At 32.3% G+C, this 12,515-nt stretch carries 10 protein-coding genes and 1 pseudogene; 6 read left to right on the top strand and 5 right to left on the bottom strand.

The genetic code is table 11. The features are described from left to right. Positions 1–73: 73 nt before the first annotated feature. A complete protein-coding gene (locus MR285_RS07315; RefSeq protein WP_293559548.1) occupies positions 74–790 on the top strand; it encodes an ABC transporter ATP-binding protein in 717 nt (238 codons plus the stop codon). Positions 791–794: 4 nt separating this feature from the next. Continuing rightward, the gene (locus MR285_RS07320; RefSeq protein ID WP_293559550.1) at positions 795–2,447 is read left to right on the top strand and encodes a hypothetical protein; all 1,653 of its coding nucleotides are present in this window, start codon (positions 795–797) and stop codon (positions 2,445–2,447) included. 37 nt (positions 2,448–2,484) lie between these two features. Here the strand turns inward: MR285_RS07320 and MR285_RS07325 are convergent, their stop codons facing one another. Further along, the gene (locus tag MR285_RS07325) at positions 2,485–3,582 is read right to left on the bottom strand and encodes a SpoIIE family protein phosphatase (RefSeq protein ID WP_293559552.1); all 1,098 of its coding nucleotides are present in this window, start codon (positions 3,580–3,582) and stop codon (positions 2,485–2,487) included. Positions 3,583–3,635: 53 nt separating this feature from the next. Beyond that, a complete protein-coding gene (locus MR285_RS07330; RefSeq protein ID WP_293559554.1) occupies positions 3,636–4,766 on the bottom strand; it encodes a class I SAM-dependent RNA methyltransferase in 1,131 nt (376 codons plus the stop codon). Between the two features lie 126 nt (positions 4,767–4,892). Here MR285_RS07330 and MR285_RS07335 point away from each other — a divergent pair, with 126 nt between their 5' ends. Next, entirely contained in the window at positions 4,893–5,246 is a 354-nt protein-coding gene (locus MR285_RS07335; RefSeq protein WP_288164212.1) for a desulfoferrodoxin family protein, read from the top strand. A 68-nt stretch (positions 5,247–5,314) separates the two neighbouring features. Here MR285_RS07335 and MR285_RS07340 read toward each other — a convergent pair whose 3' ends face one another. From MR285_RS07340 to MR285_RS07350, 3 genes are read right to left on the bottom strand one after another with little or no spacing between them, the layout of a single operon-like run. Further along, complete coding sequence (locus MR285_RS07340; protein WP_293559558.1) at positions 5,315–6,487, bottom strand: iron-containing alcohol dehydrogenase; 1,173 nt, start codon at positions 6,485–6,487, stop codon at positions 5,315–5,317. A 9-nt stretch (positions 6,488–6,496) separates the two neighbouring features. After that, the gene (locus MR285_RS07345; protein WP_293559560.1) at positions 6,497–8,239 is read right to left on the bottom strand and encodes an ABC transporter ATP-binding protein; all 1,743 of its coding nucleotides are present in this window, start codon (positions 8,237–8,239) and stop codon (positions 6,497–6,499) included. After that, on the bottom strand, positions 8,226–9,938 hold the full coding sequence (locus tag MR285_RS07350) for an ABC transporter ATP-binding protein (RefSeq protein ID WP_293559561.1): 1,713 nt from the start codon (positions 9,936–9,938) through the stop codon (positions 8,226–8,228). Before MR285_RS07350 ends, MR285_RS07345 begins: the two co-directional genes overlap by 14 nt. A gap of 354 nt (positions 9,939–10,292) precedes the next feature. Between MR285_RS07350 and MR285_RS07355 the strand changes: the two genes are divergently transcribed. The 3 genes and pseudogenes from MR285_RS07355 to MR285_RS07365 form a co-directional block, all read left to right on the top strand. Continuing rightward, entirely contained in the window at positions 10,293–11,483 is a 1,191-nt protein-coding gene (locus tag MR285_RS07355; protein ID WP_293559563.1) for a M20 family metallopeptidase, read from the top strand. Beyond that, a complete protein-coding gene (locus MR285_RS07360; protein ID WP_293559565.1) occupies positions 11,476–12,300 on the top strand; it encodes a DUF3100 domain-containing protein in 825 nt (274 codons plus the stop codon). The genes MR285_RS07355 and MR285_RS07360 overlap by 8 nt, the downstream gene beginning before the upstream one ends. Then, positions 12,297–12,515: pseudogene (locus MR285_RS07365) on the top strand (DUF340 domain-containing protein); the annotation flags it as partial. The gene MR285_RS07360 and the pseudogene MR285_RS07365, both read left to right, overlap by 4 nt.

Genomic DNA, 12,515 nt, shown 5'->3' on the forward strand with positions numbered 1-12,515 from the left:
CTGCAATAAATTTATTATAATATTGATTTAAATTTGGAGATTAATTTTCAAGATAGAAAGGCAAGGAGGCAAAATGATTAAAATAGAAAATTTAAAGAAATATTTTGCAACAAAGGTTGCAGTTGATAATCTAAACTTAGAAGTGCCTAATGGTGTAGTCTATGGTTTCTTAGGTCCAAATGGCGCTGGCAAAACTACTACAATTAAAATGATAGTTGGCATGTTAAAACAGGATCAAGGGAAAATTAAAATTGACGGCATTGACACTCTAGAAGATCCCATTGGTTCAAAAAAACTTTTTGCCTACGTCCCAGATAATCCCGACATCTACAACAATATGACTGCAAGACAGTATATAAATTTTATAGCCGATGTCTTTAACCTTAGTCTAGAAAAGAGAAATGAAAACATAAAAAAATACGCAGAAATTTTTGAGATGGAGGAAAATTTAGACGCAACAATTTCCGCACTCTCACATGGAATGAGGCAAAAAATAGTTTTAATTGGTGCGCTTATTCACGAGCCAAAACTTTTAATTTTAGATGAACCCATGGTGGGACTTGATGCAAAAAGTTCCTTTAGACTAAAAAATATTATGAGAGAATTTGCAGAAAGGGGCGGCACAGTTTTCTTCTCCACTCATGTCATGGAAGTCGCAGAAAAAATGTGTGATGAAATTGCAATTATAAACAAGGGCAAATTAATTGCAGAGGGAACTCTCGAAGAGATTAGGGCTGCTGCTAAGGATAGCGGAAGTCTTGAAAAAATATTCTTGGAACTTACGGAGTGATTTTATGGACAAATTTTTAGAATTAAAAACTCTTTTAAAAAAAGATATCTACTTAAATCTCATTGCTCCTCTTAAAAAGCCATCAAAAAATGGTGGTTCTTTTAAAGCTTTGGCAATATTTGGACTGGCACTTTTATTTGTCTACCTTGGATTTTTATATTTTGTGCTTATTCTTGCTTTTATAATCCCTATGTCTAAAAATGGCGAGTCAAATACAGTGCTAATGGCATTCTTTGGATTTGTTTCCATTGGAGTAATAATTTTTACTAGTGCAAATATTATCTCTAAAATTTATTATTCCAAAGATGTGGAAATACTTCTTCCCCTTCCAATTAGGCGAAATAATATTTATCTTTCAAAAATTTTGGGCTCTGTAATTCCTTCCTTGGTTATTAGCTTTATAATTTTTGTTCCAATGGTATTTCCTTTAATAAGATTTGCGAATTTAAGTTTTTTTAAATTTTTTTCAATTATCTTTTTGAATTTATCAAATATTATTTTCACTATTTTAATTTTGTCTATTATCTTAATTTTATTTATGATGGCTTTCGCAGGTGTTGGTGGTTTAAAAAATTTGTTGCAAGCCCTTGGTTCTATAATAATTATTTGTACAACCTTATTGCCACAAATTATGACTAGATCAGAAAATTCAAATATAATTAATGAAAATAATTTATTGCATTTTATAAAACTATTCTTTCCACAGGTTCATTTATTGAACAAAGTTTATGGAATGAGTGATTTGCCCGCATTTTTTCTAAGCTTTTTTATACTTATTGCAATGACAATAATTTTGTATGCGCTTAGTTTTCCACTATCAAAGATAATGATTGCCGGAGTTTTAAAAACAAATATACAAAGTTCAAGGGTATGGCATAGTAGAGAAAATAAAAATACATCAATTGTACTTTCATTGGCAAAAAAAGACGTCATCAATGTTTTAAAGACGCCAGTTTACTTTTTTAATTTGGCAGCATCTTCCTTTATGATTCCAATTTTAATATTATTTTCTATTTTTAAGAGAATGGAAAATATAAGTATTATTCAAAATTTCTTTGACAACATAGAAAGTTATGGCTTTGACAAAATTAATTTATTCTTTGCCTTTATGCTGGCAGTGTTTTTCTACGCAGCTTTTATGACGCCACTATCTTTGACAAGCATCACTCGAGAGGGCAAAAATATTTATATTATGCAGACACTTCCAATATCCTACGAGGATCAAGTAAGTGGAAGACTTTTAGGTTCAACTATTTTTCAATTTGCATCAGCTCTTCCCATAATAATATTATTATCATATCTTACAAAATTTAATACACTATATATTTTGTCAATGTTAATTGGCGCCGCATTAGGCTCCTATGCTTCTTCAGTCTTCGGAATTTTCTTTGGGATAAAATATCCTAAACTCAATTGGGAAAATCCGCAAGAAGCTGTTAAGAAAAATTTCACAGTATTTATTTTTGGAATACTTAGCATGGCTGTAATAGCTATTAATTCCTTTATATTTTATTTGATTTTTAAGAATTTAGGCTCAATAATTGTTTTTAAATTTATAGCTATTGTTTATTTGGTCTTGATAATGTTGTTTTCAACTGCAATAAAAAATCAGGCAAAAATTTCTCTAAAAGAAAATTTGCCTGAATATAGTGCATAATCTTAGCTCATCATTTGATGAGCTTTTTTATTAAATTTTACCAAACATTTATAAGTAACATGGAAATGTCGTCAGTTTGTTCTCCGTCGTTAAATTCCTCTAGCTCGCTGTCTAAAACTTCTAGCACATCTCTGTTATTTTCTAAAATAATATTGTGAATTTTATCGTAGCCAAAGGATTCTTTTTTTGAATTTCTGGACTCCACAACTCCATCTGTCATATATAAAATGTAATCGCCTGAATAAAGTTTTACCTCTTTTTCTTCATAATTTGGCTTTGCGAAAAATCTAGAGATAGGGTAACCCTTGGATTCTAAATTCATAAATCCTCGATCACGAACCATTATTGGCAGAGGCAAGTGACCTGCATTGGAAAAAATAATTTTCTTCTTTTTTGTGTTGTAAACTCCATAAAAGCATGTAAAATAATTTTCTATCTCAAGTCTAAGGCTGATGAACCTCGTGCAAAGTTCTGTTAAAGTTTTTTTAGGGGATAGTAGTGTTAATTTATCTAAAGTTCTTATCATAGATTTTATAAACATTGTTACCATAGATGCGGCAAAACCGTGACCAACGGAATCAGCTATGTAAACTGCTATGTTTTCATCGTCAATTTCAAATACATCAAACATATCTCCGCTTAAAATAGTGGATGGTTTGTAAATATAATTTACCTTTAGATTTTTTATAAATCCCTTTTCTGGCAAAACTGTCCGCTGAATAAGTGATGCTGCCATAGTTTCGCTAGTCATAAATCTGTTTTTCTCAATAATTTCCTTTTGAAGCTTTCGTGCCATAGTTACATTTCTAAAAACTTCAACTACGCCTTTGATTTCCCCTTTTTTATTAGTAATAGGTGAACATTTTACAGAAAAAACCATGCCACCAATATTTTCTTCTCTTTGGATAACTTCACCACTTAAAAGTGCACGTCTAGTTATCTCTGGATCAAAGAGATCTTCGCCCAAAATACAAACTTTTTTGTCGCTATCATAGCCAAGCAAGTCCTCCATCGCCTTATTTACAAAGACCACCTTTTCGTTATAATCCAAAACTCGCACTAAATCTGCAATGGCATTTAGAACTTGAAAGTCAACTTTATCATCGGTTAATTCTTCAGCTAAATAATTTTCCATAGTCACCACCTTATTATCGTTTACAGTATAGCAAATTAAAACTAAGTAAACAATTACCTTTTTGGCTTTGGTCCATAATATTGGTAATAATAAGTTTTAATTCTACCATTATATAATTTTCTATTTCTGTCTGCTTTTCTGCCAAAATTTTTTTCAAAATTTTCATTTGCAGTTATTATATAAAAGGACCAAGTCTTTAGTGTTTTTGCAAGTTCACCTAATTCACTGTTTAGCTCCTCCACATCTTCTTTTCCAATTCTCTCGCCATAGGGTGGATTAGTTATTATTACGCCATAATCGTCTGGCAAGTCAATATCTCTTATGTCTTTTTGGAAAAAGGATATATCTTCATCAAGTCCAAGTATTTCTGCATTTGATTTTGCAATTTGGATTGCCTTATAAGATACATCTGAAGCTAAAATTTCCAATTTTACATCGTACTTTATTTCTGAGTAACATTTTTTCTTTTCTTCTTTAAATATATCCTTGTCAAAAAATACAAAATTTTCAAAGTCAAATTTTCTCATAAGTCCTGGCGCAATGTTTTTTTCTATCATCGCAGCTTCAATTGGAATTGTGCCTGAACCACAGAAGGGGTCTGATAAAATTCTATCTTTGTTCCAAAAGGTTAATTTTACAAGACTTGCTGCAATAGTTTCTGAAAGTGGAGCTTTGTAATTTACTTCTCTATAACCTCTCTTGTGAAGTCCATCGCCTGATGTGTCCATTGTAATTTCTGCAATATCATTTAATAGTGAAACTTCGATTTTTACTCTTGGACCACTTTTTTCAAACCAAGATATTTTATATTTCATCTTTAATTTTTCGATTATTGCCTTTTCAGTAATTCTTTGACAATCGGAAATAGAAAATAATTTTGACTTTCTACTTCTTCCCTGAATGATAAAATTGTCGTCTTTAGCGATGTAGTCCCACCATCTTATTTCAAAAACCTTGTCAAAAAGTTCTTCAAAGGTTTCTGCTCTAAAGGAATCAATTAAAAGTAAAATTCTCTCTGCCGTCCTGAGTTTTAAATTTAAAATTGCAATGTCCTTTAGTTCACAATTTATTTCAATTTTTCCATCACTAACTTTTATGTCCTCGTAGCCTAAATCAATTAGCTCTCTTTTAGTAACTGCTTCGAGGCCCATATTTGTCGTGGCGATTAATTTTATTTTTTCCATTTAACACCTCTCATTTATTATACTAGATATAAAAAATTTTTTCTTTATTTAAAATTAATGAGTTAATTAATTTAAAAAGGGTACTTATTTTATGTAGTAAAAAAATGTAATTTGGGGGTAACAAAAATGAAATTAACTGAAACAATACAAACTGCTGATTTTAAATCTGAAAAACACGTTCCTGTAATCCACGTAGAAAAGGCTGATGGTCTTTTAAAGATTAAGGCAATTGTTGGAGAGGAAATTGAACATCCAAATACTTTAGAACACCACATTGCATGGATTAAAGTATTCTTCAAACCAGAAGGAGAAAAATTCCCAATTGAAGTTGGTTCTTACGAATTTAACGCTCACGGCGAAGGCGAAATTTTTACAGTTCCTTGTGTTGAAACTGCTGTTAAAACTGACAAGGGTGGAGAAGTTTACGCATTAAGTTATTGCAATATCCACGGACTATGGGAAAATTCAGTAGAAGCATAATTTAATTTTAAAGAGCTATGAAAACAAAAATCATAGCTCTTTTTATTTATATTTTCTTTTTATTAAAATTAAAGTGAGGCTTTATAAATTTCTAAGATGTCATCTTTTTTAAGTTCAACAACACCTTTTATTGAACCACCAGCGTGTCTTGCTGCTGCTTCAGCCATCTCTTCTAAATTTTTATCATCAATTCCCACTTCGCCAAGTGTCATTGGAATATTCATGTCTTGTTCAAAAAATTCATGAATCTTAGCAATGGCTTTTTTAGCATCGTTGAATTTGTCGTCGTTTGGCTTTACTCCAAAGACATTTATCCCAAAATCTCTAATCATATCTACTGTGTCCTCATTTAAAATGTAATTTAAAAATCTTGGTGTCAAAATTGCAAGTCCAATGCCGTGAGTAATATCATAAAAAGCAGAAAGTTCGTGTTCCATTGGATGAACTGACCAAGGTGTAGACTTTCCAGTTGATAAAAGTCCATTTATCGCCCAACTTGATGCCCACATAATATTTGCTCTTGCTTCATAATTTTCTGGCTCTGCCATGGCAATTGGTCCATAGTGAATGCAAGTCTTTAAAATTCCCTCAGCAAGTCTATTTTGCATATAAGCGCCATCTTTTAATGTGAAATAATTTTCCATTGTGTGACTCATTATGTCAGCGATACCTGCAGCCGTATGCTTTGCATTAACTGTATAAGTTATTTCTGGGTTTAAAATTGAAAATTTCGGAAGAGTGTAAGGTGAACCAAATGCAAGTTTTTGTTTAGTTTCAGGATTTGTAATAACTCCACCAGCGTCCATTTCAGAACCAGTTGCCGCAATTGTAAGAATAGTGCCAATAGGAAGAGCCTTTTCGATTTTTGCCTTTTTAATCACAATATCCCATGGGTCGCAATCTAAAAATACAGCCCCTGCAACTAATTTTGATAAATCAATTACAGATCCACCGCCAACTGCCAAGATAAAATCCAAGTCATTTTCTCTAACTATTTTTACGCCTTCTCTTGCTGACTCAACTCTTGGGTTTGGTTCTATGCCGGAAAGTTCTTTGAAGAAAATATTATTTTCTTCAAAAATTTTTATTATTTGATCGTAAAGTCCACTTCCTTTAATAGATCCTCCTCCATAGGAAAGTAGAACTCTACTTCCATAATTTTTAATCTCCTTTGCCAAGTTTTTCATTTGGTCCTTTCCAAAAAGAATTTTCGTACTAACATTAAAAATAAAATCTTTCATAATGACCTCCTAGTCCTTAAATTGTGAATTGTATAATTCTGCATAAACTCCATCCTTTGCAATTAAATCACTGTGACTACCCTTTTCAACAATGTCTCCCTTGTCTAAAACCAAAATTAAATCTGAATTTACAATTGTCGATAATCTATGTGCAATTACAAAGTTTGTCCTATCGTGTAGAAGATTCTTCATCGCTTTTTGAATTAGCGCCTCTGTTCTCGTGTCAACAGATGAAGTTGCCTCGTCTAAAATTAAAATTTCCGGGTCAGACAAAAGAGCCCTTGCTATTGTAATAAGTTGTCGCTGCCCCTGAGAAATATTTGTCGCTTCTTCATTTAAAACTGTATCATAACCCTTTGGCAGTTTCTCGATAAAAGAGTGACAATAAGCCTTCTTTGCTGCATCAATAACTTCATCTCGCGTGGCATTCTCTCGTCCATACAAAATATTTTCATAAATTGTTCCGTGAAACAACCACGAATCTTGAAGAACCATTCCAAAAAGAGAGCGCAAGTTTTTCCTTGAAACATCTCTTATATCCTTTCCATTTATTTTAATACTTCCCTTATCAATATCATAAAACCTCATTAGAAGATTTACAATAGTAGTCTTTCCTGCACCAGTAGAACCCACTATGGCGACAGTTCTATTTTTTTCAACCTTTAGGTTAAGATTGTTTATTACAGGTTTCTCTTTATCGTAGGAAAAATATACATTTTTAAATTCAATGTCCTCAACAGGTTTTTTTATTTCATCCTTTACAATTTCAACTTCAACTTCTTGATCTAAAAATTCAAAAACCCTTTCGGCAGCTGCAATAGATGCTTGAAAAATTGACGCCATCTCTGCAAGTTGTTCAATGGGATTTGCAAGTCTTCTTACATATTGAATCACAGCTTGAATATCTCCCACAAATAACTTGCCAGATAGCACTAAAAGCCCGCCAACTATTGAAAGCATTACATATCCAATATTTGAAATAAAAGTCATAATAGGAAGCATAATGCCAGTCATAAAAGATGCACGATAACTTACTTCATAGAGATTTTCGTTTATCTCTAAAAATTCCTTCTCAGCCCTGCTTTCATAATTAAAAGCCTTAATGAGTTCAGAACCAGAAAAGTTTTCTTCAACAAAACTCACCATAGAGCCTATGCCCCTTGACTTTCTCCTAAAATACCCTTGAGATTTGCTAGAAATAAATTTTGTAGAAAAATAAGTCATGGGAAGAGTAAATAAAAATACCAAAGTTAAAATTGGCGAAATTTTTATCATTACAGCCAAAATTCCTATAATTAAAACTATGGAAGATAAAACTGAAGAAATCGTCTGTTGCAAATTCTTACCAAGAGTCTCGACATCATTGGTCATCCTAGATAAAAGGTCGCCAGTTTTATTTTTGTCGTAATATGATGTTGGGATATACTTAACTTTTTCAGAAATTTCCCGTCTAAATTTTGCTATTAAATCCTGTGTAACGTCAACTAAAATCCTGCCCCTAAAAAATTCAAAGGCACCTTGAAATAAATAGACAGCTGCCATAATTATACAAATTTTTATTACATAATCGAATTCTATTGCTGTATTCATTTTCAAATTTTCAAAAATGCGCGTAGTTATGTTTCCCATTAATTTAGGTGAAATTATTTCAAAAATAGAAGATCCAATGGTTAGAAAAATAGCTAGAAATAAAAAAACCTTATAATTTTTTAAATATGAAGTTATTCTTAAAATTGTGTTATTTTTCTTCATAAGCTTGCCCCTGACTAGTCGCAATTTCTCTGTAAACTTCATTTGTTTCCATTAAGATATGGTGATTTCCATAGCCTACCTCTTCTCCATCTTCCAATACCAAAATTTTGTCTGCATTCAAAATAGTGGCAACTCTTTGTGCAACTACGATTACAATTTTATCCCTTAAATTTTTCTTTAAAGTTTGTCTAAGTTCATAATCAGTTTTATAATCTAGCGCAGAAAAGGAGTCGTCAAAAATATAGACTGACGCATCGCGAGTAAGGGCTCTTGCTATTGCAAGTCTCTGTCGCTGTCCACCAGAAAGATTTTTTCCACCTCTTGCAATTTTCTTATTCAACGGGTCTTCACCCAAAAATTCCTCTGCATCAGAATTTTTTATTGCCGCTAGCATTTTTTCTTTTTCAGCATTTTCCTTTGCATAGGATAAATTTTCTGCAACAGTTTTTGAGAAAAAGAAATTTTCCTGTGGCACATATGAAATTTTATCCCTAACTCCATAATTATTTAAGCTCTTAATGTCTATTCCATTTATAAAAAGTTCGCCATCGCCCGGTTCATAAAATTGAAGCAAAAGTCTTAAAAGAGTTGACTTCCCAGAACCTGTTCCGCCAATTATACCGAGAGTTTCGCCCCTTTTTACCTTAAAATTTATATTCTTTAAAACTTTTAAATTTGCATCGGGATAGGAAAAAGACAAATTTTTTGCCTCAATCTCATAAATTTCACCTGATAAATCTTTTTCGCCGCCAGTTTTTGTAGAATTATAATCCAAAACTTCGTTGATCCTCTCCATAGAGGCAAAAGTTCTAGGCAAAAGCGTTAATAGAAAACTCATCATAATCATGGCGGATAAAACTTGTGTAATATACTGAATAAAAGCCATGAGTTCACCAATGCCTAAATTTCTAATGTCAATTAATTTTGCACCAAAAAATAGCACAAAAATAATTCCAAAATTTAAAATAGTGCCAAGCATTGGTCTAACATTTACAAGAAGTTTATTTACCTTAGCCGCCATCTCTTGATAAGATTTATTTGCATTTTCAAAAATATTTTCTTCATATTCGTCCTTAGAAAAAGCTCTTATAACTCTAAGACCTGTAAGCCTTCTTCTAAAAAGTTCATTTAACCTGTCAAGTCTTTTTTGCAATATTGGAAAATATGGAAGACCTAGTTTAAAAACATAAAAGATTCCAATCGCAATAAAAGGAATAGTAATGGGAAACACAATTGAAAGCTTCACATTTGTAGAAAGTGCCATAATAAGTCCACCAATAAACATAAGTGGACCTCTGATTAGTGGTCTAAGTCCCATTAAAACCATTTGCTCAACTTGATTTACATCGTCTGTTGTCCTTGTGATAAGTGATGAAATGGAAAAGTGTTCAACATCATCAAAGCTGAGATAATTTATCTTTTTAAAAAGTTTGTATCTAAGGTCGCGTGAAAAAGCCATAGTAGTTTTTGAAGAATGATAGGCAGCAGACGCTCTACACATAACAGTAAGTATCACAACAAAAATCATGACTGCGCCAATTTTTAGCACATAACTTGTGTCGCCATAAGCCACGCCCTTGTCAATTACAAGACTCATAAGTCTTGGCAAAAAAAGTTCACCTAGAGCATTGCCAAAAGTAAGCAAAATGACGACTATTATTCTAATTCTATATTTATTAAGTCCTTTATATATACTCATAAATCCTCCATAACCTTATTTTAGCATACAAAGTATTAAAATAAAAACTTCTGATACTAAGAAGTTGACCCTAAAAGTTAAACCTAAAAAACTAACTTAATAAGGTCAGTTTTTTATAAAAAAATAGCAAACTTGAATCTAACAGTATAGCTGTATTATCAAAGTCTAACTAATGAGCTTAAAGTAAATAATTCTTCTTTTATAGCAATGTCGGAAAAATTATTTATAGGAATGGGCTTAGATTTACTAAAATCTAATAAATAAAGAAATTAAATAAAATTTTGATATAATAACTATTATTATGCTATCTTAACATCACACTAAAATGTTATAATAAAATGGGAGGTAAAAAAAATGAATATTATAGAAGAAGTAAAAAAAATTGAAAGTAAAATTATAGGTTTTAGGCATGATCTTCACAAAATTCCAGAGCTTCAAAATGAACTTCCAATGACTATGGCATACATTAGAGATGTCCTAGAGAGTTACGGAATTTCTTATTTTTCACTCATGGATGGAAATGCCACTGTTGCAATTATTGAAGGAAAAAATCCTGGAAAATGCCTTGCCATAAGAGCTGATGCTGATGCTCTTCCTATAAAAGAGGAAACTGGACTTCCATTTGCATCTGAAAATGGATGTATGCACGCTTGTGGTCATGATGCACATACCGCTATGGCACTTGGAGCTGCAATAATTTTAAATGAACATAAAGATCTTTTTGATGGATGTGTTAAGGTATTTTTTCAACCTGGAGAAGAATATCCTGGCGGAGCTCTTCCTATGATTGAAGAAGGTTGCATGGATAATCCAAAGGTAGACGGAATTGTTGGACTTCATAATGGGATTTTATTTCCTGTAAGTCCTGGTCATATTGGTGTGAAGGCTGGTCCAATGATGGCTGCTATGGATAGATTCAAGGTTACTATAATAGGCCGTGGAACCCATGGTGCTACTCCGCATTTAGGCGCGGATCCCATCCCTTGTATCTGTGAAATTGTAAATTCTCTTCAGAAAATAGTTAGTAGAATGATTAACCCACTAGACCAAGCGCTCCTTTCTGTATGTCAAATTCACGGAGGGTTTACCCAAAATATTATTCCTGACGAAGTTTTTATAGAAGGAACTGTTAGGACTTTTGATGAAAAAGTAAGAAATGATATAAAAAGGTATATAAATGAAATTTCTACTAATATTGCCAAAGCTTATAATATGAGAGCTGATGTGGAATATAATTTTAAATATCCAGCGGTTATAAATGATAATGAGTTTACTAATTTTGTTGCAAATTCTGCGAAGGAACTATTTGGAGAAGAAGTAGTTGAGTATCTAGATAGACCTTCCCTTGGAGGAGATGATGTTGCTTATTTTTTAAAAGAAGCAAAAGGAACTTATTTCAGTCTTTCAAACCCTAAAATTTATCCTGACGGAAAATTTTACCCACATCATAATCCAAAATTTGATGTTGATGAGAGTAAGTTTTATATTGGAACTTCAATTTTTGTAAAAGTAGCACTTGATTTTTTAGGAGGTAAAAATGTTTAAAAGTAAAAAACTTCATTTTATAGTTTTAGTACTTGTAATTATTTCAGAACTTATAGGAAAGCATTCATTTAAAATAGGTGTAGGAACTGTGGTACTTCTTCCTATGCTTTATGCACTTATACTCGGCACTATTACAACTTTAAGCAAGGTCAAAATTGCAGGTCAAAATGAAATTGAGGAATCTGGAAGCCTTATTTCTGTAACTCTTATGTTGCTTATGGCAAAGTATGGAACAACAATTGGCCCATCTTTTTATGATATAATCAAGGCTTCGCCTGCTCTTATTTTGCAAGAATTTGGAAATGTTGGGACAGTAGTTTTAGGAGTACCTATTGCAATTCTTCTTGGCCTCAAGAGAGAAGCCATAGGCGGAGCTCACTCAATTGCTAGAGAACCAAATGTAGCTCTTATTGCAGAAAGATTTGGTCTAGATTCTCCAGAAGGAGAAGGAGTTTTAGGTGTATATCTTGTAGGAACTGTGTTTGGAACTATTTTTATAGGTCTTATGGCATCAATCCTTGCAACTTCAACTTCACTACACCCATATTCTCTTGCAATGGCATCTGGCGTTGGTTCTGCTTCTATGATGACAGCTTCAGTTGGATCACTTTCAGAACTTTTTCCAAATATGGAAGAAAAAATAAAGGCATTTGGAGCTGCGTCAAACTTGCTTTCTGGTCTTGATGGACTTTATATGTCAATATTAATTTCTCTGCCTTTTGCAGAATTTTTATATAAAAAGATGTACAAGATAAAATATGGACAAGACCCACTTCCACCAAAATATATAGATGCAGAAAAGGAGGTTCAAAAATGAGCTTAAAAAAAGTGTTTGTCGTTCTTCTTATAACGGCTGGAATTACATTAGTTGGGAATTTTGTAGGACCAAAAGTAAGTCCTATTGAAGCTCTTCCTGGAATGATAATCCTTATTTGTATCGCATTTATTGGAATACTTCTCTCAAAAATTATTCGCATAAGAATTCCTGCAGTTGCATATATTGTTACTATTGCAACAATTATGACAATCCCT

Source organism: Peptoniphilus sp. (genome assembly GCF_022767005.1).
GTDB lineage: Bacteria > Bacillota > Clostridia > Tissierellales > Peptoniphilaceae > Peptoniphilus_A.